Origin of the sequence: Microbacterium sp. NPDC091382 (assembly GCF_044757025.1) — a bacterium.
Lineage (GTDB): Bacteria > Actinomycetota > Actinomycetes > Actinomycetales > Microbacteriaceae > Microbacterium.
Genome location: NZ_JBIVUD010000001.1, coordinates 1,153,619 through 1,176,629, shown reverse-complemented (window position 1 = coordinate 1,176,629; position 23,011 = coordinate 1,153,619). Strand labels below are relative to the sequence as shown.

Here is a 23,011-nt window from a genome sequence, read left to right as displayed (position 1 = left end):
TGTGTCGTGCTTCTCGGACGATCGACGCGGTGTTCCCCGCGGCGAGCTCGTCGATACGCCGGCGGGGCGCTCCCCCCGGTCGCATGATCGGCGCGTTGAGCCATTGCGCCCACATCCACGGAGCCTGAGGGCCTCTCGCGAGCTCCTGGAGGACTGGGTGAAGGCCGGTGATTAGTCGGCCCGCTCGAGTCTGGAACGCTGGGTACAGATCGACGCCATCCGAGGTAGTAAGACAGATAAGCCGTAGCTCGCGCACCGCGACCTCGACCTCCGCCGGCGTCATGTCCAGCTCGCGTTGCAGCGACTCGGCGATGTAGCACGGACCGACTACCTTCGCCCACGGGTTCGCGCCCGACGATTCAGTCATCGCTGCTCTGCTGGTCATCGTCGCTGCGTTGAACCGCACCCTTTTTGGCGCGATCGACGCTCCGCTGGACGGCTCCGGTGATGTCACGGGTCCGGAGAAGATCGATCTTGAACCATGCGTCGAGACGGTCGCCGAGTCCCTGCCGAAGCACTTCGGCGATCACGTTGTAGGTCACGATCTGATCGGCACTGAGGCCGCTGCTCGCGGCGAGACGGTCCTCTTCGGTCGGGCGCCGACCTGCGTCCAACCACGGGTGCTCCTCACCGTGGAATGTTCGCGCGCGCATCGCTCTGAGGTGCTCCCTGCCGCGCCGTTTGTGGTGCTGGCGAAGGCGGGCGAGCTCCTTCTGGCCTTCCAGGGTCGTCGTCATTTGGAGCCACTCCGTGACCTCGGCGAGGTCCTCGGGCATCGCGGGGGCATACCAGGGGAAGGCCGCGACCATGGTGATCGACCGATCGCGAGGATGACGAGCCATTCCGAGCGCGTCTCCACCCTCGGGCGCCGGGTCGTCCAAGGTCAGCAGGATGGGCCTTCCCGGGTACCGCCTCGCAAGGGTCGCGATAGAAGCATCGGCGGCCGACGTCGTCGCGGCCATGGAAGGGTCATAGACGTTCTCGAAGCGTGGGAGGCCGAGGCGCTCACCGAAGTACGTGTTGACGTGCTCCAACCACACCGAGCTCCACACCACCTCGTAGCCCCGTGCGACCATCACCTTCACCCACTCCACGCCCGGCCGGTTGAAGCAGTACGCCTTGACGCTCCGGCCGTGCTCGTCCCACTCAGGCTCATCGAGTGTTTGCGGCCACCTCTGTTTGGAGAACTCCACCTCAGCAACGACGGGGTTCGGGAACAGCGGGTTGCCGTCGGGGTCGTTGGCATGCGAGGTCAGCAGCCCGGACACCTCGATCGCCACGACCGGCCGGTACCGAGGGTCACTCACCATCGTCGATGCCTCACCAGCCACGGATAGTCTTGAGGGATGGGAACTCAACGGAGAGGTCCCTGAGGTCGAGGATGCCGAGGCTTCCCTCCTGCTCATTGCATCCGAACGAGATCACCCGGCGCCCGTCCTCGGTCTGACCAGCCCCCGGGGCGTGCATATGCCCGTTGCAGAGGAGGTCGGGGCGCACCGCGTCCCATACTTTGCCGAGTCGGACGCGTGACGCGGCTGACTCGATGATCGATTCTCGAGGGAACCCGTGCGGGTTCGTGCGGAGTATTTGCCGAACAGCCTTTACCGGGGACTTCGCCGGGCTCTCGTGCGTGAGCATGATGTCGGCTGGCCCGCCAGCGATCGCCGCCGCAACCTGCTCGTCAGTGATGGTCTCCTCGGGGAACCACTCGGCCGGCGTCCGCCAGTACCGGTCGACCGACGTCGCGCCCCCGAACGCGAGGATGTCCCTCCCCATCCCCCGGATGCGGAATGGTCTCGGGAAGATCCACGTGGACTTGCTCACTTGGACGGCCTTCCCCGGGTGCGCGTCGAGCAGATGCTGAAAGGCGGGATATGGGTCGTGGTTACCTGGGACCACCCCCACACGCTCGATATCGAACTCGGACGCGAGCTCGTCGGATGCGTCCAGGTCCATCCACCAGTCCCCGAGCTGGAGGATTGTCGTCACATCTGGCGCCTCAGACCGGACTGTTCGCATAACGTTCCGCAGCCATGACTCCGACCCATGTAAGTCACCAGCTACAGCGACCCGGGGCATCTCGAGCTCCCACGTGGCTGCCGTCGCGTACGTCTTCACCAATGACCTCCGCTCGTTCCAGGGACCCGGTCCCGGCATACCGGGATTCTGCCCGAATAGTTGACGCGGCGCAACGCTCATGCCCATGCGATCCACCGCCCTGAACCGGTCCCGTCCATTCACGGTTGGGAGCCGACTCGCTGCCATTCGTGAAGCCAGGGCGGGCGCCGGGACAGACGGTACAGTCGGGCTGCGGCCACCACACGTGCCACCGCATATGACTGTTTGAAAGCGAAGCCATGGTGAACCTGCTTCCCGGTGTCCGGGCGAATATCGCTGCGCAGCAAATCTCGGCGGCACGTCAGGAGGCAGGGGATCTCCTCACCTCCGGCAGGCTCTTCGCGAATCCCGTCAGTCTCTATACCGAGTGGGTATATCGCCAGGTCGCGGCGCTGCGTGACACGTTGGACGATGGCGATATCCGGGCGATCTTCCTTACCCACGAGTTCGACCTTGCGCGAGTTCAAACCGATCTTGGGCAGCGCAGTACTCACGACGCGGTCGACCATGCCATTCGCACCACAGTGCAGCACCTCGACGCGGCGTATACCTCTGTTGAGGCCGCGAGAGGCCTGTGGCGTGACAAGCAGGTCGTTGTCCTCGACACGAACGTGCTCCTCCGCCACTCCGCCGAGCTAGTCGAAATCAAGTGGGCGGGGCGACTGAACTGGGATCCGGATGAGCCGATCACACTTGGTGTCCCACTCGTCGTCGTTTCTGAGCTTGACAGCCTCAAATTGAGCAACTCTTCCCACGTTGCGGCGGATGGAACGAAGCAGCCGCAGAGGATGCTCGCCCGCAACGCGCTTCGACGCCTGTCGGAGCTCTTCCCAGGCAGCCACCTCCGGGACAACGACGTCGTAGACGGGCGCCTCAGTGCAGTGTTGATGATGGACGACCTTCGTCACATAAGGCTTCCGTCGAACGACGCGGCGATCGTTGACCGCGCACTGGCGGTGCTCCCGTATGTCGAAAAGGTCGCGGTCGCCAGCTACGACCTGTCCCTGCGCTTTCTCGCGGAGAAGCTCGGCTTGGCGACGCTCGTTCCTACCGACGCAGACTGAATGGTGGTCGTGCTGTCGTTCGCTGACGTCGGCCACACATCACGCGAAACATGGCCTTACCGTGGTCAGGTGACATCCGTTCAGCGGCCGCAGAGATGGATGGCGAAACGACCAGGTGGCGTCTGGTTGCCGGCCCATCAAGAGCACGTCCTTTACTCGCTCGCCCACATCGACGCGACGGTAGAGAGCCTGACGCTGGCCTTGGAAGGCTATCTCGCTCTCGACCCACTGCAACTGAAAGCGCGCTACACCAGCACTCACGAGGAGGTAGTCCTCGTCGGGACGCTTCCGTTGCCCGAAGCGGTGCCTCGCTTGCTCGCTGATGCTCTGAATCAGATGCGCAATGTGCTGGAGCACACCCTGTACGCCGAGGTACTACTACGGGTCGGTCGTGATCTGACAGAGGCGGAGGCGCGTGCACTTGAGGTGCCTGCTGCTGAGAAGGAGGAGGACTTCCACGGGTGGACGCGCCGGAAGGACAGGGTGTCGCTCGGGCTCTTCGACCTTGGCAGCGAACTGCGTGAGCGCCTGCATAGGCTGCAACCGCTGCATCGGCGAGACTCCGCGTCGCATCCGCTTCGCGCTCTCGTGGGACACACTAATTTCGCGAAGCACCGGGAGCCGGCTGTGGCTCTGACGCGTGTTGGTCGCGTCGATCTGGACTCCGATGTCGTCCGCAAACCCCTTGGACACCGAGACCACGTCCAGGTTGGCGACGTGCTGGCCTCCGTACCCCTCGGTGTGCGCGAAGGGGTGTCAGTGTGGCCGGATGTCGTCGTTCAACGCCCGAGCAGCGGCGAGTGGATCACCTTGATGAAGGAAGTCACCTACATCGAGGAATGGGTGCGGAAGCAGGCGATTCCAATCCTCATCGCCGGAACCACCGAGGGCCCTCCGATTCCGCCGCACCTCGACACTCTTGTTGGCTATGCGAACATACAATCCGCGTGGAGCGCGGCGGGCCCGTCATCTGCCACCCAGCGCATGGTGCGGCGGATGAGTGGCGAGGGGCTCCGGCGTGACCTATTGGAGATGTTGGCTGGTCAGTACGGGGAGGAGCATCGAGCGGCTTTCGAAGCGTGGCTGAGAAGCATGGACTCGGGGACCGTCTTGGATAGGTTCAAACCCGTGATCAGTGCTGTCTCTCGCGGGAACGAGGAAGCCTGGGACCGCGCAGTCTCAGAGTGGCTCGCGGAAGCTGGCGTGATTGCGTAGACCTCCAGTCGCTGCCGTGGCGAGAAGTGTCTCCGCGCGAAGGCCCGCCCGGCGCCCCCGCGGTGAACTATCTCGACATCACCTTCGGCCGCATACGCCGGTTCTCCGCTCGCTTCTGCCAAGGAAATGCAACGCAACCGCGCGATGCGTCGCGGCCCGAAACTGTGATCCATCATGGTGGCTCCTCGGCGGGCGCGGCGGAGGGGACATCTGATGGGGTTGGGATTCATTGCGCCCGACTTCGAGACCGCGAATCGATCGCATGCATCTAAGCATCGAGGCTCTGACTGCCGCTAGCACGACCCGATGAGGTCGGACCTAGCGCCGAGCCTGATGTTCTGAGCGCGCTATGCGTCGGCGACGCCGCCGCGGACGATCCAGATCCGATAACGATCCTGCGATGCGCTCCTCGAACGTGCGCGGCGTCACCCCCCTCGCAGCGCTCTACCCCGAGGAACGAGCGGCCATCACCTTCGCCAAGCTGATTCCAGCGTGCGCCTATGGCACGCGCTGTCGAGGCGAGGTCACTGCGCCGACCTCATCAACCGCACCCACCCATACCCAGCAACGGTGCTCGACCCCGTCTACCGTGAACACGATTCCCACGGCATCCGGCGTCCACCGGGCGGCGGTCGCATCGACTCGTATCGGGGTGTCGCCGAATCGCACCCAGGCCCGGACCTTCCTTCGCGGCCGCGGGTCGATCGTCAGGGGCCGCTCGTCGAGACGCAGCTCAGCCGCAGAAAGCGACCGTAGCGCACCCTTCGCGGCGACGCCCTGAAGGATCCGATCGTCCATGCGTGCATCGATGGAGGTGGAATAGCGCCTGTTCGTGCCCATCGACCGGTATCCCCTTCTCATGACGAGGATGTCAGGGTGCGCCGACACTGCAGCGGCGCCGTCTGATTGCGCCTGTTTACACTCGCCGCATGCCTTACGCGTCAGACGAGTTCGATGTCGGCGAGCAGCCGAACTGCCCAATGTGCGGGACCGTCATGTATGTTGCCGACGGAGGCTATGTGTGCCGGGCGGATTCTTCCGCCCGGTTGCATGGGCCGAACGGCCCGATGCCGGTGACGAGATCCCCAGCATCCGGGGCGGATGATCCTGACGGAGCTCGCACCGGATCGCCTCAGCCTTCGCTAGACCTCGGCGCGTGCGAGGACATCCGCCACCGAGAGGTCAAACACCGCGCAGAGTCTCGCCAGTGTTGCCATGCGGGGGTTCGAGGGCGCGGCGTGCTCACCAGCTTCAGCACGCCCCGCCTCAATGAGCTGGATCTGGTTCTTCGTGACGCCCGCTCGGTCCGAGAGCCCCTGCTGAGTCAGTCCCATGGACAGTCGGAGTTCTCGAAGCACGCCCCCGAGGCGCGCCGCGGACTTCGAGTCCCAGGTCACCGAGTCGCTCCCCGATCGGCACAGCAAGCGGCATCGACATATTGACTATCCAAGAAAACCGGGATTACGCTCCGGTGGCATGCTGAAGCTGAGCGGGAAACGACGTGCCTACTGATTGCGGCGCGTGTCACGGTTGGCGCCGTTCGCGCTCGTGGTCCGATAGCCGCCTTTGGTCCTGGACCCACCAGTCGAAGTACTCGCGCAGCCGCTCGACCACTTCGGGGAAATGCTCAGCCCAGAACGCCAGGTCCGCCATCGTCGCAAGCTGCTCGCCTCGGAGCACTCTGCCTACTCGGCCGATACTCAGACTGCGAACGTCAGCGTATGGCGCGAGGAATTCTTTCCGATGCCGGCCACGCAACTTAAGGCCGTCGTTGACAGTCCGAGAAAAGCGATGCTGCACTACGGCGGCGCGGTACCGCCAGTCATCGGCGCGCACTCCATCAGCAGGCGATGGAGTCGCGTTCACCACGCCGAAAGCTTTCGGCTGCGCGAACATATCGCGTGGCTCGAATCCCACCTCGGTCATCTCGCGCGGCATTCTGCGTCCTCCATCTGAGGACAGACTGCGTCACCCGGTTTACGACATTCAAATACAGTTGCCGTTATTTCGATTTGAATGCGTATATCGCTATCTGTGTCCGCGCGGCATGTCCACGTCGCCACGTTGTGGCAGGCGATGACGCGCGAGTACACGCCGACGTTCGCGGAGAACGAATGGCGACAGCTGAAGCCGTTTGTGTCGGATGTCGCCTCGCGGGTTGCGGAGCACGTGCGATATCCCGAAGCGGCGATTCTGCACTCGGTGGCGCACCACGCTCATTGGGCGCACCTCGTAGCAGGCATGCCATTGCGAGCGGAGGTGCTCTTTAGCCGAGATGTCATCGCCTACTCCGTGTCGATGATCCCCACCTCGCGGCCCTCCACCATGGCTCGGCACCGATCGATTCTCCTTCGAGTTGGCGAGGCCCTAGGAATCATCGACACTGACCGGCCACTGCCGCGATTGCGCGCTGCCGATCCTTCCGCGCCGTACTCGGCCGCGCAGATCCAAGAGCTACGAACGTGGGCAACATTGCAGCGCGACCCGGCGTCACGAAGATCCGCTCACGCTCTCATCACGCTCGGCATCGGCGCCGGTCTCCCAACGAGGGATCTCTCGCGAGTGCGCGCGGCGGATATCGATCTCGACTTTTCGCACCTCACGGTGATCAGTGGGAACAGCCCCCGCACGGTCAGAGTCGCGCGGGAATGGACCGAGGACCTGCGCGCCGTTGCCAGGCGCGCCGAGCATTGGGACGCATCGCTATTTCGGCCCGGCATCGAATTCCACAAGAACGTCGTGCACACTTTTGTGCAGCGGAGCGTCGCCCAGGAAATTGGGCCGACCACGCAACGCATGAGGGCGACCTGGTTAGTGCGAAACCTCAGCGTCGGAGTCCCGATGCAAGATCTTCTGCATTGGGCGGGACTCAAGTCGATGGATGCGCTCGTGCGTTATCAGCAATTCTTGCCTGCACCTGAGACAGCTGATGCTCGAGATACCCCTGCAAGTACTGCAGATTCTCCTTGCCCGACTCCCGGATCAACCCTGCGGCCGTAGCGGCCGCCAAGAAGCTCGCGCCGCTCACCGTGGACAGCAACAGGAGATCCTCCACGGACACCGGCGCCGCGCCGGACATTGCTCGCGAGAGCCTGCCAGAACTCCAGCCGAGTTCCCTTGCGAGACCCTCCTGGCTAACCCGTCTCGCTCGGAGAGAAGCGCGGAGACCCATCGCGATGTGGTGCTGGAGCATCGCGGCTGAGCGCCGCGACTCCGCCGCCGGCGACGCGTGGGCTACGGCCCAGGTAGTGCTGCGGCGGCCGAAGGCACCTGGTTGGTCGCAGAGATCTGCCGGGCTGTACTTCGCGACTCCCACCATCCTATTCTGCGCCTTCTCGACGATAAGCGACGACATATTGCGAGAATTGCAACACTCGCCCGAAATCGGCGCTCATTTAGCCGTCTGGCGCATAGCCCCACACATGACGGAGATTTCGGACCACATCACGAGCTACCGCGGCGACACACCAGCCGACCATTGGGATGCCATTGGGACGCTTGTTCGTACCCTCGCGACCGATTACGCCGCGAACCGCACCATCAACGTCGCGCGGAGCAGCATCATCGCCCTCGCCGGGTTCTTTGACTGGCTGTACTCGACAGGCGCGGCACCCGTTTCGCGGACGAGCCTTCGCGAAGACCTCGTGTTCGGATACGAGCTCTATCGGGCCACGGAGGTGTCGAGCCGAGTAGCGATTCAAGAGCGCAACCTGCTCCGCGCTGTCGCCGGACTCCCGAAAGCGACCCTTGGTAACGGCGTACGCAGCACCACCCCGACGAACCCGTTCCGTGTCTACGACCTGAAAGCGCTCATGCAGATTCGGGACTGGGCGACCTGGCAGCCGAACCACCTTTCGGGCATAACGGCCAACGGCTTCGCCGGCCTCACCCTCGGGTGCGGCTTGAGCGCGAGCGAGGTCGCTCAGGTTCACAAGGACCACGTCAGCGCCGCCGGTGACGCGGTCATCGTCAACATCCCCGGCACCCGCGCCCGCCAGGTACACGCAGACCCGGAGTGGAGAGAGCTTCTCGTGGCAGCGGCCGAGGTCACGCCCGGCTACCTCGTCTCCCCCACTGGTGGCCTTCGCACCACCGTCGCTGTCCTGGACGCGGTTCGCAACACGCACGGCGCGAGTCCCACAGCGGGACGCGCCCGGAACACCTGGCTGGTCGCGCGCATCAACGAAGGTCACAGCCCGCAGGCCCTCGCACAAATGGCAGGTCTCACGAACGTGCGGAGCCTCGCCCGCATCATCCGGACCCACGCCCCCCACCGTAAAGACCTCCTCGCCGTCTGCGACCCCGCATGAGCCGCAAAGCAGACTCGCTCGCGCTGCACGACGAGACGAAGCGCCCGCCCATCGACACTCTGACCATCAAGAAGGCTGCACACATCATCGACCAGTCGGACCTCCCCCGACTTTTGACACTTTGGCAGTCGCAGGACCGCAGCTATAAGGGCGGCCGTGAGGCGTTCATCTCCATGCGGACGGTTCTCATCGTCTGGCTCATCCTCGCGATGGAACAGCAGCCGATGCATTGCACACGCGTCACACTGGTCCTCCTAGAACGGCTCACACCGAAGACCGCCGCCATCCTCGGCTACGAGATGAACGCCTTCACCCGCCCCGAGGCCATCTACGACCGGGCACGGAGCGCAACCACCCGCATCTTCGACCTCGTCGATGCCGAGCCCCTTAGGAACCGGCACCGCCGCCTCACCGTCGCCGAGTACCGCGACGAACTGAAATGGCGAGAAGACAACGCGGACATCATCGAGAAGCGTCGCCGGCGCCGGGAGATTCTTCAGAACTCGATTCTCGAAGCGACCTACAAGATGCTGCCGGTCAAGTACCGGCCGAAGAAGATCTCCCTCGCCATCGACGCGACCAGGCTCAAGACCCACGCGCGCGGCATCGGCAAGGAACGCCTAGCTGCGCTCCCGGACAACGCCCGCGTCTCATCCGAGCCCGACGCTGGCTTCTACCTGCGCACCAAGAAGGGAACCCTCCCGAAGCAGGGGGAGCAGGTCCGCATCATCGAGTACGCCCAGGAGGCAGAGTTCGCCGTCACCGGCAGCAACGGCGGGAAAGTAACTGCGGGCGACGTCCCGAATTTGGTGGTGGGCTTCACGATGCATATCCCGAGCGCCGAACCAGCCGCCAACGCGCGACGACTCGTCGACAACCTCTGGGAACGCGGTCACACCATCGAGCACCTCGCCACCGACCGCGCTTACATGCCCGCAGGCGACGCCGAGCTCCTCCAGATCCCGCTCCGCCGCGCTGGTGTCAAACTCCTCATGGACTACCCCAAGGACGAACTCGGCATCCAGGGGTACAAGCACGGCGCGATCCTCATCGAAGGCACCTGGTACGACCCGCACACGCCAGAGGACGCCATCCACGCAACGAAGTACTACCGCGAAGGAATCGAGAACCTCGACAAGCTGCCGCTGACGAAAGACGAGCGCAAACAACGAGAGCGAGACCTCGAATCCCTCTGGAGAGCCCGCCTCGCAACTCGAAGCACCTACCGGTTCCGTGAGAAGGGTGCGATGAAACCCAATGGCAACATCCCTTTCAAGTGCGGGGCCGCCGGTCCCAACCCGCTCCTCAAATGCACACTCAAACCCGATGTCGTCGACACACGCAAAGACGGGCGTGCGCTGCTCCAGCTGGCACCCGACCCGAAGCACATGCCCGCGGTCTGCCAAAACCTGCACTCCACGACCTTCAACGTCGCGGACTCCGGCCGCCACGGACAGCACTACGAATACCAGAGCGACGAGTGGGCCAACCACTACCACCATCTACGCAACAACGTGGAATCAGTGAACGGCTTCGTGAAGAACGCCTCCGGATACAGCCTCGCTGAGCCAGCACGCTTCCGTATGCGCGGCGCGACCGCGAAGTCGATCCTCGTCGTCATCGCGGTTGCCGCAGCGAACCTCACGAAGATTCGCCAGTTCCTCGAGCACAAGGCCGAGCAGGCATTGGAGGGACAAGACGAGGTTACTGTCATCGACGAACGCAGCCGGCGCCAGCGCAAGACTCCCGCCCGCACCCGCCTGACGCACCGTCAGACTCGACGGCGCAACTCGGGTGACCGCGATGCCCCACCCAAGTCGAAGACCCAACTGCGCATTTAGCCGCACCGCGTCCCTGAACTGAATACCTGAACATCAGCTCTCCAGCCTCACGACTGGAGAGCTATTCGCCGTGTCTGAGGTCCAGTCTCGAGCGCCGATCATTACTACGAACACTCGCAGGGCTTGCTGAGAGCGGCCCTCAGAGCCCGAGAACGAGGAAGAGGACCACGGTTTTCACCGCGATCCTCTTCGCTCTGTTAGTTGTCCGAATAAATTTTGCGAGAAGGTCGAACAACCCATGGTGGCGAGTGAGGGATTCGAACCCCCGAATGCAATGCAGTCTGATTTACAGTCAGATCCCTTTGGCCGCTTGGGTAACTCGCCAAGTGCGCACCCGCCCGGCTTTCTCAGTCGACCGGAGGCGCGATCACCGATACTACCCTCCCGGAGGGCTTGTCGAAAACCGAGCCGTCAGGCGGCGGTCGCGACCCGCTCCACGAAGGACTCGAGACGGTGTCGAGTGCCGTCGATCCGTCGATCGACGCTCGCGCGGATCTCACTCGGCGCGAGCGGAGCGGCGATACGGACATTGTCGTGGCAGGTCAGATCCGCGCACACGTAGGTGCCGACGCTGTCACCGCGATCACCGGCGTCTCCCGCGCGGCGCGCGGTGAACATGGTCACCTGATTGCCCGGCTGCATCGTGTGGCAGATGTTGCACATCGCGGATCGGGCGTGGGCGGCGCCGTTCGCGGCCCGCAGCACGATGCCCGTGGGTTCGCCGCCGATCTCGGCGACGACGTAGCCCCGGCTGCGTGTCGTGGGGTCTCGCCAGGCGAGGAAGTCGAGGTGATCCCACTCGAGGATCGGAAAGTCGTGGGGCAGTTCGAGACGTTCCCGCTCGTCTCTCGTCGCATTGACGAGCACGTCGCGCAACTGGTCCTCTGTCAGCGGCCGCATCCCTCCAGTCTACGAAGCATGGGATGCCGCGGCTCCGTCGTCAGCGGCCGACCGCCAGGATGATCGAGGCGGCGCCGACGAGTCCGATCCCGAGGACCGTTCCGATCGCCGGCCAGAGGAAGCCGCTCCGTCGGATGGCGGCGAAGACGACCCCGACGAGGCCCGCGAGCATCGCCGCCGACCCGCCCGCGACGAGCAACGCGAAGGTGACGATGAGGAGCCAGCCGTACTGCTCGTCGACCGTCGCGACGAGCAGGAGGACCAGGAAGGTCGGCAGGACCGACAGGACGACGATGACGACGGCGGCGATGCCCCAGGCGCGCTGCGCGAGCCGAGGGGGTGCGGGCGTGCTCACCTGGTCAGGGTAGAGGCGCGAGCCGCGTGGTCACCGTCGGCGCGCGGCGGTCATCCCTTCGATTCGATCGATCGGCTCGTCGGGCGCAGCTGAACGCGGTCTCCGGGCTGGAGGACGCGCTCCGGCCCGCCTGCCTCATTGAGGTGCTGCACGGTGATCGCGTCGACGCAGAAACGGTCGCCGATGCCGCGGTAGGTGTCGCCCGGCTGAACCGTATAGACGGTCGGCGCACCGTCGACCTTCTCGACCGGACCCTCGGCGTACTCGCCCACACCGGTGTCGACGAGCTTTCCCGTCATGCTCACGGCTATCCGACCGGACGAATCCGGCTCGGACAGTTCGATCCGGGCGATCCCGTCGCAGTCCTGATGGGTGCGGTAGCCGCCCTTCTTCGCCTCGTTGAGTGCCACCGCAGTCTCCATGCCCTCGGAGAGGATCGCGAGGTAGTCGCCCTCGTAGATGTCTCCCGGCCCATCGAGTGCGTTCGCGGCGTTGAAGTCGCCGCTGTCGAGGCAGAAGCGCTCGACGATCGCCCAGTACGAGTCATTCGACACGACGCGGTAGACGGTGGCGAGCCCCTTCGCGTTCGACCGCTCCACGACTCCCGTCGCACCCGGCGAGATCGACCCGCGATCCTTTCCGGGCGCCACCCCGAGGCATTTGCTCTCGGGCGGGGCGGGAGTGGTTTCGACCGGAGCGGGCTGGGTCGGCTCAGGAATCCGCGTCGGTTCGGGCGTCGGCGTCACGACGAGCTCCGGGGTGGCAGACGGCGACGGCGCCTCCGCCACGACCTCGTCGGTCGGGATCATGCCGATGACCGCCGGCGCCGCGAGCGCCAGCAATCCCGCCACAGCCCCCACGGCGATACCGAGCATGATCTTCCCCCGACGATCCATGTCTCGACGCTAGCGGCCGGGGATCACGGGCGCGCAACGATATGGATGCCGGGACCCGCGGCATCCGCTCGGTGCAGCGGTACCCTCGAACGCATGGCATCAGACTCTTCGTTCGACGTGGTCAGCAAGGTGGATCGTCAGGAGGCGGACAACGCCCTCAACCAGGCGCGCAAGGAGGTCGAGCAGCGCTACGACTTCAAGGGCACCGGCGCCTCGATCGAGTGGAGCGGCGAGTCGATCCTCATCAAGGCGAACAGCGATGAGCGCGCGAAGGCCGTTCTCGACGTGTTCCAGTCGAAGCTGATCAAGCGCGGCATCTCGCTGAAGAGCCTCGAGTCCGAGGACCCGCAGCCGTCCGGCAAGGAGTTCCGCCTCGTTTCCACGCTGAAGGAGGGCATCTCCTCCGAGGACGCGAAGAAGATCAGCAAGCTGATCCGCGACGAGGGGCCCAAGTCCGTCAAGGCGCAGATCCAGGGCGACGAGCTGCGCGTGCAGTCGAAGTCCCGCGACGACCTGCAGGAGGTGCAGCGGATGCTGAAGGCAGCCGATCTCGACGTCGACCTCCAGTTCATCAACTACCGCTGACGCGAGGGTAAGTACCTCTGCGGGTTGTCAAGCCCGCGCGGGTGTCGGACCCCTCGCCTAGCGTGGTCGTTCAGCACCACGAGCAAGTGAGGTCCCCGTGCCCGAGCACCACTCATCCCCAGGCACGGTCTGGGCCCGCGTCGAAGACGGCTTCCACGTCGGTAGCCGTGATGGCAATTTCCTCGGCTACATCGAGCGACGCAAAGACGGACGATACGTCGCGTTCGACATGCGGTCCGCGGCGGTCGGCACCTTCGCCGATCTGGTCTCGGCGATGCGGACGCTCTCGTCCGCTCCGATCCCCGAGCCGGGCGTGAACGGCATCCTCACGATCCGGGAGAACCGATGACCACCACCGATGACACCGTGTTCTCCGTCGTGTATTCGAGCACCGCGACCGAGCCGTTCAGCGACGAAGCGTTGGGGGAGCTGCTGCAGCAGTGTCGGGCGGCGAATGCCGAGCGGGACATCACCGGGATGCTGCTCTATCGCAACGGGCGCTTCATCCAGATCCTCGAAGGCCCGGAGCAGGCGGTCCGCGAGACGATGGGCAAGATCGAGCGGGATCCTCGTCACGACCACCTGCGGGTCCTCATCGATGAGTTCACCGAGGAACGGAATTTCGCCGAGTGGACGATGGGCTTCGAGCCGATCGAGATGCCCCAGAACGCCGCCCCCGAGGGCTTCCGCGACACCTTCGACGACCTCGAGTCCCACGACGACCCGTCGGCCACCCTGCGCGCGGCGCGTGAGTTGAGTCTCTGGTTCCGCGTCCGCGCCAACCAGCCGCGCTGACCTGACACACCGACGGCCCGGACCCTGCGGGGGTCCGGGCCGTCGGTGTGTCAGCGGGTCAGAGCGTGCTGGCGAAGGGGTCGAAGTCGACCGGCACCGGCGGGACCGGTGCGACGGTGCTGTCGATCTCGAGGTACTGGCCGGTTTCAGCCGAGTCCTGCGCCGACAGCAGCACGTCGAGCACGTGGAAGCCGAGCTCGCCGGTAGCGACGTGGGTGCGGTTCTCCGCGATGGCGCGGACCATGTCGAGGACTCCGAGACCACGACCGACGACGGTGCCCTGCTGCTCCACGTCGATCCACTCCTGCTCGGTCTTCATCCCGTCGCGGAACACGCCCAGCGGCTTCACGTACCGGGTCGGGCCGTCGAAGCGGTTGGGGTCGGGCAGCACGATCGATCCCTCGGTGCCGTGAATCTCCACGACGCCGTGACGCTCGAGCGCCGAGTCGAAGCTCAGCAGGTGGGTGCCGTGCTGGCCGCCCTCGAAGGTCGACAGCACCTGCACCGACGAGGGGACCTCGACGGGGAAGGTCTCGCCGGCGCGGGGTCCGGTGTGGATGTGACGCTCCGTGCGGAAGCGCGAACCACGGGCCGCGACCCCCGCGATGGGCCCCAGCAGACTGACCAGCGCCGAGAAGTAGTACGGCCCCATGTCGAGGAGCGGGCCCGCACCCTTCGCGAACAGGAACGCGGGCTCGGGGTGCCAGAGGTCGGGCCCCTGGGTCTGGAACGCCGTCTGCACGAACAGCGGGGTGCCGATGACGCCGTCGGCGATCGCGCGCTTCGCGGATTGGAACCCGGGGCCGAGGATCGTGTCGGGCGCCGAGCCGACGCGGACACCCGCCGCCTCGGCATCCTTCAACAGCTGACGCGCCCCCTCGCGGTCGAGACCCAGCGGCTTCTCGGTCCACACGTGCTTGCCTGCGGCGACCGCCTGCGACGAGACCGCGATGTGCGACTCGGGGATCGTGAGGTTCACGACGAGTTCCACGTCGGGATCGGCGAGGACGTCCTCGAGCGTGCCCCAGGAGGGAACGCCGTGCTCCTCGGCTTTCGCCTTCGCGCGCTCGGGGATCAGGTCGCCGATCGCGACGACCCTCACATCGGGGAAGGATGTCAGGTTCTCGAGGTAGGTCTGGCTGATGACGCCGGCACCGACGATGCCGACTCCGACGGGGCCGGTCATGCGATGAACCCGCCGTCCTTCAGGAAGGCGTACGACGCAGCGATGTCCTCGAACACCTCGCCCGGAGCCTTGTCGTACTCGATGACGGCGTACTTGATCCCGGTGCCGGCGTTGAGCGAGGCGGCGAGCGGGACGTCACCGGTGCCGGCGCGCAGCTGCTCGAGCGAGTCGGAACCGAACGAGTCCGAACCGGGCGCCCAGGGGTTGGATGCCGGCGCGATGCCGTCCTTCACGTGCACCGCGACGAGGCGGTCGCCCAGCTTCTCGACGAGCGCGGGGACGTCCTGGCCGCCGGTGAGCGCCCAGAACAGGTCGAGCTCGATCTGGACGCGGTCGTCGGTGAGTTCGAGGAAGCGCTCGTAGGCGGTCTGCCCGTCGAAGGACTTCACGAACTCCTGCGCGTGGTTGTGGTAGCCGACGGTCATGCCGAAGCCGGCGGCCGTCTCGACGAGACCGTTGAGGCGCTCGGCGATGTCGGCGACACCCTCCTCGGTGAACCAGCGCTCGGCGGGCACGAACGGGTCGATGACCGTGGTCATGCCGATCTTCGCGGCCGCCTCGAAGACGATCTCGGGAGCGGGAGTGGGGATCGAGCCGTCCGGCGTCCAGAGCTCGTCCGACAGCAGCGGTGCGTGGCCGGTGGGTGACGCGAGACCGCTGGCGTCCAGGGCCGCGCGGATCTCGTCGGGACGGCGGACGAAGTCGAACGCCTCGACGTTGCGCAGACCGAGAGCGGCCAGCTTGTCGAGCGATCCGGACATGTCCTCGCTGAACTCTTTGGCGAGCGTGTAGAGCTGAACTGAGGCGAGTGGCAGAGCCATGGACCATCCTTCGTAACGTCGTTGTCGGATGCCGCGGGGCGGCGTGGCCCCGACGATATCAGAATTAACCTCCAGGTGGAGGTTTTGGTCTCGCCGCCCTACTCTGTCCCCATGGGCCAGGACGAGGACGAGGTGATCGGCCGTCGTGGATCGCGGCCGAAGGGCGTCGCGAGACGGCAGGAGATCCTCGACCGCGCCATCGAGGTGTTCCGCGAGCGCGGCGCCAGCGGCACGTCGCTCCGCAGGATCGCCGAGGCCATCGGGGTGTCGCACGCGGCGCTGCTGCACTACTTCGACTCTCGCGAGCAGCTCCTCGTCGCCGTCTACGCCCAGGCCGAGCAGAACCATGAGAATCCGCCGGACCTTCGACCCGGCATCGACACGATGATCCACGCGGCCCGGCGCAACGTCGGGATCCCCGGGCTCGTGACCCTCTACTCCACACTCCTCGCCGCGTCGCTCGAGAGCGAGGAGAGCGTCGGCCGGGACTTCTTCTCCGCACGATTCGAGGTCCTCCGCAGGACGATCACCGAAAGCATCCGGCAGCAGCAGGAAGAAGGTCTCGTGCGCGACGACGTGTCGGCTGAGCACCTGTCCGCTCTCCTCATCGCGGCATCCGACGGTCTGCAGATCCAGTGGCTCCTCGACCCCGCCGTAGGGCTCGAGTCGACTCTTCAGACACTCGGCACGCTGTTGCGCCCGCGGGCATGATGCCGCCGACGGCGCACCTCGAGCCGCTCGCAGGGTAGCGGTCAGCCTGACGCTCGGGCTCGCCGCGAGCCGCGCGAGCGGCCGAGCGCACCCCGTGTGAGCCACCGTTCGAGCGCCTCGTAAGCGTGGTGACGCGGCGTCGGTCGCGACAGGAAGATGTCGTGGATGCCGCCCTCGATGCGCACGAGCGTCACGTCTCGACCGATCCGGGGCGCAGCCCTGGCGATGTCGTCGACGACGAGCACGGAGTCGCTTCCCGTCATCTCCGCGTTCCACGCGAAAGGGTTCGTCGATTTCATCGAGAGCAGCACGATGGTCGGGCAGCCGACATCCACTCCCGCCGACACCCGCCGGTGCCCCTCGACGATCGCCGCCAACCAGCCGGGGTGGGTCGGGAAGCCGCGTTCGGGTCGCCACTCGCGCCGGTACCCGCGCACCGGCAGAGCCCCGACCTCGGTCTGCGCCCGCGTGTAGAACCCGAGATCGACGACGGGGTGGGCACCCAATGGGTCCACTCGTGCGCGCATCTGGACGAGTGGCGACAACGCCTGCCTGCCCAGCGTCCCGAGCTGCAGTTCCAGCCACGGACTGTTGAGGACGAGCGCATCGAGCCGGCCGTGATGACGGGACGCCCACAGCGTGGCCGTCAGACCTCCGGTCGAGTGGCCCATCATCGCGAGGCGACGACGCGTGCGCGGGCGGTCGAGCGGATGCCCCATGGCCTCGAGCGCCGCGGCGATGTCGGCGTCGTACACGTCGAGCGAGGTGACGAAGCCGGGGGTGTGACCGGGCCGCAGACTCCGACCGTACTTGCGGAGGTCCAGCGCGTGGAACCGCGCGCCGAGCGATGCCCAGAACCGCGCGAGCTCGACCTGGAAGAAGTAGTCCGACCAGCCGTGAAGGTAGAGCACGTCGACGTCGCGCAGCGGACCGGTGAAGCTCGCCAGCGTCGGCGGACCGAGCCGGACGAGCGTCGCAACGACCTCACCCTCGTGATCGCTGCCCAACGGCAGGGTGAGGCGCTCGAACGGACGCCCGAGGACGTCCCGTTCCCAGACGCCCGTCATCGCGGAATCACTCGCCGCGCGAGACCCGCACCATCTCGTCGCGGTCGACGACCTTGATGCGCTCGCGCTCGTGCGGAGCACCCAGCGAGACCTCGTGCTCGTCGAGCCGGTGCCAGCCGTCCAGGTCGGTCCAGGCGACCTGCCGCTCGGCCAGCAGGGCGACGATCGCGTCGTCGGACGGGTCCTCCGGGTTCCACCACGACGCCTGGTCGTTGATGAGGTGACGGATGGTCTCCATCGCGTCGGACTTGGTGTGACCGATGAGGCCGACCGGGCCGCGCTTGATCCACCCCGTCGCGTAGACACCCGGCACGCGCTCGTTCGAGCCTTTCTTCAGCACCTGGCCCTCGTGGTTCGGGATCACCCCGTGGCGCTTGTCGAACGGCACGTCCGGCAGCGGCGAACCGAAATACCCGACTGCGCGGTAGACCTGACCGACCTCGACTTCGCGGAGCTCGCCGGTGCCCTCGACCCCGCCGGAGCCGTCGGGGCGCGTGCGCTCGGTCACGATCGCCGCGACACGGCCGTCGGCATCCTTCTTGATCTCCACGGGACGCGCCCAGAAGTGCAAGTGCAGTCGGCGGCTCGCCTCGCCCCCTGCGTTGTTGACGCTCGGCCGCGTGCGCCACGACTGCAGGACGCGATCGATGACCATGACCTGCTTGTTGGAGGCGATGGCCGCCTTCGATGCCTCGTCGTAGTCGAAGTCCTCGTCGTAGACGACCATGTCGACGTCGCGCAGCTCGCCGAGCTCTCGGAGCTCGAGCGGGGTGAACTTCACCTGCGCCGGACCGCGGCGGCCGAAGACGTGCACGTCCGTGACCGGAGAGGCCTTGAGCCCCTCATACACGTTCGCGGGGATCTCGGTCGGCAGCAGGTCGTCGGCGTGCTTGGCGAGCACGCGAGCGACGTCGAGCGCGACGTTGCCGTTGCCGAGGACCGCAACGGATGCCGCCTCGAGCGGCCATTCGCGCGGGAAGTCCGGGTGCCCGTCGTACCAGCTGACGAAATCCGCCGCACCGTAGGAGCCCTCGGCGTCGATGCCCGGGATGTCGAGATCGGCGTCCTTGATCGCACCGGTCGCGAAGATGACCGCGTTGTAGTGCTTCTTGAGGTCGGCGAGGGTGATGTCGGTGCCGAAGCGGACGTTGCCGAAGATCCGGATGTCACCGCGGTCCAGCACGTCGCGAAGCGCGTTGATGATGCCCTTGATCCGCGGGTGGTCGGGGGCGACGCCGTAGCGGACGAGTCCGTACGGAGCGGGCAGGTGGTCGAACAGATCGATCGAGACGTCGAATTTTCGCTCTGCCTTGAGGAGGATGTCCGCCGCGTAGATGCCGGCGGGTCCCGCGCCGACGATGGCCAGCCGAAGCTTGGTCATGGGTGTCCTTTCCGAGAGCCCGCGCGCGGGCGTGACGACGCAGCGGCGAATCCGCCGGGTTTCAGCTGGAGCGGTCGACGACGACCTGGGCGAAGCGCGTCAGCGCCTCGCGTACCTGACCATCGGGCAGGGGCGCGAGAGCCGCGACGGCGCGGTCGGACCACTCGTGGGCGAGCCGACGGGTGGCCTCGGTCGCGGGGTGCTCGCGCAGCTGCGCGAGCGGCTCGTCGAGGATCGCGGGATCGGCGCCGTCCGAGATGCGGGCGACACCCTCGTCGATCGTGACCTTCAGCGACTGCGACGCCGGGTCGGCCGCGCGGCCGAGGAGGAGGTAGGGCATGGTCGGGACGCCCGCGCGCAGGTCGGTCCCCGGTACCTTCCCGGTCTCGGCGGCGTCCGCGGAGAGGTCGATGACGTCGTCGAGCAGCTGGAAGGCGACGCCCACCCGCTCGCCGAATTCGCGGACGGGAGCCGCGTACTCGTCGGACGCGTCGGAGAAGACGACGCCGGTCTCAGCGGCGGCGGCGATGAGCGAACCGGTCTTGTCGCTGAGGACCTGCAGGTAGAAGTCCACCGGATCATCGCCCGGCTGCGCGCCGACCGTCTCGTGCATCTGGCCCAGGACGAGGCGCTCGAACGTGTCGGCCTGCAACCGGATCGCCCGCTCTCCGACTTGCGCCATGAGCTGGCTGGCACGCGAGAACAGGAGGTCGCCCGTGAGGATCGCGACGCTGTTGCCCCACACGGCGTGAGCACTGGGGACGCCGCGCCGGCGATCCGCCTCATCCATGACGTCGTCGTGGTACAGCGACCCGAGGTGGGTCATCTCGAGGGCCGTGGCACCGGCGAGGACGTCGTCGGTGATCCCGGATCCGAGCTGCGCCGTGAGGATCGCGAGCATCGGCCGCATCCGCTTTCCGCCGGCCTCGTAGAGGTAGCGGGACGTGACGTCGGCGAGCGAGTCGCCGACCTTCAGCTCACCGGCGAGCCGGGCTTCGACGAGGTCGAGCCCTTCTTCGACCGTGGTGAGGAGCTTCCGCATCCGCGGTCCCACGAAGATGCGTTCGGTGACGCCGAGGCGGCTCGCGATCTGCGAGCCCGGAGTACCGGGTCGGGGGGTCATGGCTCCAGCGTACCCGTCGCGCTCTAGGCCTGGTTCGGGGTTGCGGGCTTGTGCGCGCGGTGCAGTGCGACGATCCCGAAGCTCAGGTCGCGCCAGGCCACCTGCTCCCAGCCCGCCTCGCGCATGCGTCCGGCGAGCGCACGCTGGTTCGGCCAGTCGCGGATCGACTCGTTGAGATAGTCGTAGGCGGCCGCGTTCGAGCTGAAAGCGCGGGCGACGACGGGCAGGATGCGGTCGTTGTAGAAGCGGTAGAGACTGCGCATGAGCGCTGCCGGCGGATGCGAGAACTCGCAGATCACGAGCGTGCCACCGGGCTTGGTGACGCGCAGCATCTCGCGCAGAGCCGTGTCGGGGTCGTTGACGTTGCGCAGACCGAACGAGATCGTCACGGTGTCGAACTCCTCATCGGCGAACGGCAGCGCCGTCGCGTCCGCCTCGACGAAGGACAGATTCGGGGTGCCGCCGTGCCGCCGCTTCCCCTCCGCGATCATCCCCGCCGAGAAGTCGCCCGCGACGACGTCGGCTCCGGAACGGGCGAGCGAGACCGAGCTCGCCCCGGTGCCCGCTGCCAGGTCGAGGATGCGCTGACCGCGGCGCGGTGCCACGGCGCGCGTCGTCGCGATGCGCCACAGCTTGTCGTTGCCCAGGCTCAGCACCGTGTTGGTGCGGTCGTAGGCCGGCGCGACCTCGTCGAACATGCCGCTGACGCGGGCGGGATCCTTGCCGAGGTCCGCGCGGGTGGACGGGGTGCGGGAGGGCTGTTCGGTCACATACCGAGCCTAATCGGGGCGGGATGCCGTCGGGCTGGGAGGCGCGGCCTGCCGCTCCGCGGCCGGATTAGGCTGGCGGAGTGACCACGTCTGCGCTCGGCATCCCGCGGCTGCGTGCCGTCACCCGCCGGATCGAACCGGTCGACGAGCCGCTCGTCTACGCCTCCCCCGACGACCCGACCGTGTGGTCGCGCCGCGGCGACCTCCTCGTCGGCGTCGGTCGTGCGGCCGAGCTCCCCGCCGGTGCGCCCGCGGCGCGGTGGTGGCGCGATGTGGCCGCCGTCGCGGAAGTCGACGACAAGGTGAGGATGCCGGGGTCCGGCCTCGTCGCCTTCGGCGCCCTGCCGTTCGACCCGGCGAACAGCTCCGCGACCGCCGCCCTGGCCGTGCCCCGCATGATCATCGGCCGCCGCGGAGACACGAGTTGGGTCACCCACGTCTTCGTCGAGGGCGAACCCGAGCGCGACGAACCGCAGGCGGTCACGCTCGGCCCGCACTGGTCCGCGACGGTCGGTCCCGGCGCATGCACGCCCGACGGTTATCAGAGCGAGGTTCGCGCCGGCCTCGACGCCATCGCCTCCGGCGAGGTCGCGAAAGTCGTCCTGGCCCGCGACCTCGTGGGCACCGTTCCGGCCGGCTCCGATCTGCGCCGCCTGGTGCGAGCGCTCGCGTCGGCCTACCCCGACACCTGGACGTTCGCCGTCGACGGCACGATCGGGGCGAGCCCCGAGACCCTGGTGACCGTTTCGGGCGGCACCGTGACCGCGCGGGTGCTGGCGGGGACCGCCGCGCGCGGGGCCGACGCCGATGCGGACACCGCAGCATCCGTCGCCCTCGCGACGAGCTCGAAGGACCTCGACGAGCACCGATACGCCGTGCAGAGTGTGCTGACGGCGCTGCGCGACCACACGACGGCGCTGGTCGCCGAGCCCGAGCCGTTCATGCTGAAGCTGCCGAACGTCTGGCACCTGGCGACCGATGTCGAGGGCTCACTGTCGGGCCACGCGTCGTCGCTCGACCTCGTCGAGGTGCTGCACCCGACTGCAGCCGTGGCCGGCACACCGACGCAGGCCGCCCTCGAGGTCATCCGCAGGGTCGAGCCGTTCGATCGCGGCCGATACGCCGGCCCCGTCGGCTGGATCGACGCCGCAGGTGACGGCGAGTGGGCGATCGCCCTGCGCTGCGCGCAGTTCGACGTGCACACGGATGCCGGCGCCGACATCCCGCTCATCGCCCATGCGGGCGCGGGAATCGTCGCGGGGAGCGACCCCGAGACGGAGATGCTCGAGACCCGGGTCAAGTTCCGCCCGATCGTCGACGCGCTCGCCTGACGGGCGCGTCGCTCACTCCCCGGCCGTCAGCTTCGACAGCAGCTCGGCGAGGGTGTCCCGCTCGTCGCGTGAGAGCGGTGCGAGGATCTGCCGCTCGGTCGCCAGGTGATCGGGCAGTACCGCGTCGAGGAGCTCCCGGCCGGCGTCGGTCAGGCGCACGAACTTTCCGCGGCCGTCGCCGGGATTCGGCTCGCGGACCACGAGGCCCAACCGGTCGAGGCGATTGAGTCGCTGGGCGACCGCACTCGAGGTGATCATGGCGTCCGCGGCGAGCTCCGCCGGGGTGATCCGGAAGGGAGCCCCCTGGCGCGCGAGCGTCGCGAGGACGTCGAACGTCCCGGCGTCGATTCCGTGCGACGCGAACGTCGCAGCGAGCCTCGCGTCGACGACGGCGGCCGCGCGGCTCAATCGACCGATCACGGCCATCGGACTCACGTCGAGGCCCGGGCGGGCGCTGTGCCATTGGGTGATGACGCGATCGACGTGATCCATGGTGCGACCATATCGCTAAGTGGTGAGCTATATTTGCTTAGTGCTTAGCA

The 23,011-nt window shown here is 66.8% G+C and carries 24 protein-coding genes and 1 tRNA gene; 10 read left to right on the top strand and 15 right to left on the bottom strand.

The annotated features are described in order from the left end of the window. Positions 1-359: 359 nt before the first annotated feature. Together ACIQLK_RS05710 and ACIQLK_RS05705 are read right to left on the bottom strand one after the other, a co-directional pair. Entirely contained in the window at positions 360-1,310 is a 951-nt protein-coding gene (locus ACIQLK_RS05710) for a hypothetical protein (protein WP_400363338.1), read from the bottom strand. Between the two features lie 10 nt (positions 1,311-1,320). Then, positions 1,321-2,079: a metallophosphoesterase gene (locus ACIQLK_RS05705; protein ID WP_400363876.1), complete on the bottom strand. Its 759-nt coding sequence runs from the start codon at positions 2,077-2,079 to the stop codon at positions 1,321-1,323. A 278-nt stretch (positions 2,080-2,357) separates the two neighbouring features. Between ACIQLK_RS05705 and ACIQLK_RS05700 the strand changes: the two genes are divergently transcribed. After that, on the top strand, positions 2,358-3,182 hold the full coding sequence (locus tag ACIQLK_RS05700) for a PIN domain-containing protein (RefSeq protein ID WP_400363337.1): 825 nt from the start codon (positions 2,358-2,360) through the stop codon (positions 3,180-3,182). 69 nt (positions 3,183-3,251) lie between these two features. Beyond that, positions 3,252-4,397 (top strand): hypothetical protein, encoded by a 1,146-nt coding sequence (locus ACIQLK_RS05695; RefSeq protein ID WP_400363335.1) that lies wholly within the window; start codon positions 3,252-3,254, stop codon positions 4,395-4,397. A 1,142-nt stretch (positions 4,398-5,539) separates the two neighbouring features. Here the strand turns inward: ACIQLK_RS05695 and ACIQLK_RS05690 are convergent. Together ACIQLK_RS05690 and ACIQLK_RS05685 are read right to left on the bottom strand one after the other, a co-directional pair. Next, positions 5,540-5,755 carry a helix-turn-helix transcriptional regulator gene (locus tag ACIQLK_RS05690; RefSeq protein ID WP_400363874.1) on the bottom strand — a complete coding sequence of 72 codons (216 nt, stop codon included), beginning with the start codon at positions 5,753-5,755 and terminating at the stop codon, positions 5,540-5,542. A gap of 166 nt (positions 5,756-5,921) precedes the next feature. Continuing rightward, complete coding sequence (locus tag ACIQLK_RS05685) at positions 5,922-6,335, bottom strand: hypothetical protein (RefSeq protein WP_400363333.1); 414 nt, start codon at positions 6,333-6,335, stop codon at positions 5,922-5,924. A 138-nt stretch (positions 6,336-6,473) separates the two neighbouring features. On the opposite strand from ACIQLK_RS05685, the gene ACIQLK_RS05680 reads away from it, so the two are divergent. The 3 genes from ACIQLK_RS05680 to ACIQLK_RS05670 all read left to right on the top strand — a co-directional run bounded on the left by ACIQLK_RS05680 (position 6,474) and on the right by ACIQLK_RS05670 (position 10,548). Further along, positions 6,474-7,397 carry a hypothetical protein gene (locus tag ACIQLK_RS05680; RefSeq protein ID WP_400363332.1) on the top strand — a complete coding sequence of 308 codons (924 nt, stop codon included), beginning with the start codon at positions 6,474-6,476 and terminating at the stop codon, positions 7,395-7,397. Positions 7,398-7,819: 422 nt separating this feature from the next. Then, on the top strand, positions 7,820-8,707 hold the full coding sequence (locus tag ACIQLK_RS05675; RefSeq protein WP_400363330.1) for a hypothetical protein: 888 nt from the start codon (positions 7,820-7,822) through the stop codon (positions 8,705-8,707). 209 nt (positions 8,708-8,916) lie between these two features. Next, a complete protein-coding gene (locus ACIQLK_RS05670; RefSeq protein ID WP_400363328.1) occupies positions 8,917-10,548 on the top strand; it encodes a hypothetical protein in 1,632 nt (543 codons plus the stop codon). A gap of 239 nt (positions 10,549-10,787) precedes the next feature. Here the strand turns inward: ACIQLK_RS05670 and ACIQLK_RS05665 are convergent. From ACIQLK_RS05665 to ACIQLK_RS05650, 4 genes are all read right to left on the bottom strand, one after another. Then, positions 10,788-10,872, bottom strand: a tRNA-Tyr gene (locus ACIQLK_RS05665). Positions 10,873-10,959: 87 nt separating this feature from the next. Continuing rightward, positions 10,960-11,448, bottom strand: a complete 489-nt coding sequence (locus ACIQLK_RS05660; RefSeq protein ID WP_065571409.1) for an FBP domain-containing protein — start codon at positions 11,446-11,448, stop codon at positions 10,960-10,962. 40 nt (positions 11,449-11,488) lie between these two features. Then, the gene (locus ACIQLK_RS05655) at positions 11,489-11,803 is read right to left on the bottom strand and encodes a hypothetical protein (RefSeq protein ID WP_400363326.1); all 315 of its coding nucleotides are present in this window, start codon (positions 11,801-11,803) and stop codon (positions 11,489-11,491) included. Between the two features lie 50 nt (positions 11,804-11,853). Next, a complete protein-coding gene (locus tag ACIQLK_RS05650; RefSeq protein WP_400363324.1) occupies positions 11,854-12,699 on the bottom strand; it encodes a LysM peptidoglycan-binding domain-containing protein in 846 nt (281 codons plus the stop codon). 93 nt (positions 12,700-12,792) lie between these two features. Here ACIQLK_RS05650 and ACIQLK_RS05645 point away from each other — a divergent pair, with 93 nt between their 5' ends. From ACIQLK_RS05645 to ACIQLK_RS05635, 3 genes are all read left to right on the top strand, one after another. Beyond that, complete coding sequence (locus ACIQLK_RS05645; protein ID WP_400363323.1) at positions 12,793-13,284, top strand: YajQ family cyclic di-GMP-binding protein; 492 nt, start codon at positions 12,793-12,795, stop codon at positions 13,282-13,284. Between the two features lie 97 nt (positions 13,285-13,381). Beyond that, positions 13,382-13,633: a hypothetical protein gene (locus ACIQLK_RS05640; protein ID WP_400363321.1), complete on the top strand. Its 252-nt coding sequence runs from the start codon at positions 13,382-13,384 to the stop codon at positions 13,631-13,633. Next, complete coding sequence (locus ACIQLK_RS05635) at positions 13,630-14,079, top strand: BLUF domain-containing protein (RefSeq protein ID WP_400363319.1); 450 nt, start codon at positions 13,630-13,632, stop codon at positions 14,077-14,079. The genes ACIQLK_RS05640 and ACIQLK_RS05635 overlap by 4 nt, the downstream gene beginning before the upstream one ends. Positions 14,080-14,137: 58 nt before the next feature. Here ACIQLK_RS05635 and ACIQLK_RS05630 read toward each other — a convergent pair whose 3' ends face one another. After that, complete coding sequence (locus ACIQLK_RS05630; RefSeq protein WP_400363318.1) at positions 14,138-15,265, bottom strand: Gfo/Idh/MocA family protein; 1,128 nt, start codon at positions 15,263-15,265, stop codon at positions 14,138-14,140. Beyond that, positions 15,262-16,086 carry a sugar phosphate isomerase/epimerase family protein gene (locus tag ACIQLK_RS05625; RefSeq protein WP_400363317.1) on the bottom strand — a complete coding sequence of 275 codons (825 nt, stop codon included), beginning with the start codon at positions 16,084-16,086 and terminating at the stop codon, positions 15,262-15,264. The genes ACIQLK_RS05630 and ACIQLK_RS05625 overlap by 4 nt, the downstream gene beginning before the upstream one ends. Before the next feature lie 111 nt (positions 16,087-16,197). Between ACIQLK_RS05625 and ACIQLK_RS05620 the strand changes: the two genes are divergently transcribed. Then, on the top strand, positions 16,198-16,797 hold the full coding sequence (locus ACIQLK_RS05620; protein ID WP_400363316.1) for a TetR/AcrR family transcriptional regulator: 600 nt from the start codon (positions 16,198-16,200) through the stop codon (positions 16,795-16,797). Between the two features lie 41 nt (positions 16,798-16,838). Here the strand turns inward: ACIQLK_RS05620 and ACIQLK_RS05615 are convergent, their stop codons facing one another. The 4 genes from ACIQLK_RS05615 to ACIQLK_RS05600 form a co-directional block, all read right to left on the bottom strand. Beyond that, complete coding sequence (locus ACIQLK_RS05615) at positions 16,839-17,864, bottom strand: alpha/beta hydrolase (RefSeq protein WP_400363315.1); 1,026 nt, start codon at positions 17,862-17,864, stop codon at positions 16,839-16,841. A gap of 7 nt (positions 17,865-17,871) precedes the next feature. Continuing rightward, the gene (locus tag ACIQLK_RS05610; protein WP_400363314.1) at positions 17,872-19,245 is read right to left on the bottom strand and encodes an FAD-dependent oxidoreductase; all 1,374 of its coding nucleotides are present in this window, start codon (positions 19,243-19,245) and stop codon (positions 17,872-17,874) included. A gap of 61 nt (positions 19,246-19,306) precedes the next feature. Further along, positions 19,307-20,368, bottom strand: a complete 1,062-nt coding sequence (locus ACIQLK_RS05605) for a polyprenyl synthetase family protein (RefSeq protein ID WP_400363313.1) — start codon at positions 20,366-20,368, stop codon at positions 19,307-19,309. Between the two features lie 23 nt (positions 20,369-20,391). Next, positions 20,392-21,138 carry a demethylmenaquinone methyltransferase gene (locus ACIQLK_RS05600; RefSeq protein ID WP_400363312.1) on the bottom strand — a complete coding sequence of 249 codons (747 nt, stop codon included), beginning with the start codon at positions 21,136-21,138 and terminating at the stop codon, positions 20,392-20,394. A gap of 80 nt (positions 21,139-21,218) precedes the next feature. Here ACIQLK_RS05600 and ACIQLK_RS05595 point away from each other — a divergent pair, with 80 nt between their 5' ends. After that, a complete protein-coding gene (locus ACIQLK_RS05595) occupies positions 21,219-22,469 on the top strand; it encodes an isochorismate synthase MenF (RefSeq protein ID WP_400363310.1) in 1,251 nt (416 codons plus the stop codon). Positions 22,470-22,481: 12 nt separating this feature from the next. On the opposite strand, the gene ACIQLK_RS05590 is transcribed toward ACIQLK_RS05595, so the two are convergent. Then, positions 22,482-22,961: a MarR family winged helix-turn-helix transcriptional regulator gene (locus ACIQLK_RS05590; protein WP_400363308.1), complete on the bottom strand. Its 480-nt coding sequence runs from the start codon at positions 22,959-22,961 to the stop codon at positions 22,482-22,484. Positions 22,962-23,011 lie beyond the last annotated feature (50 nt).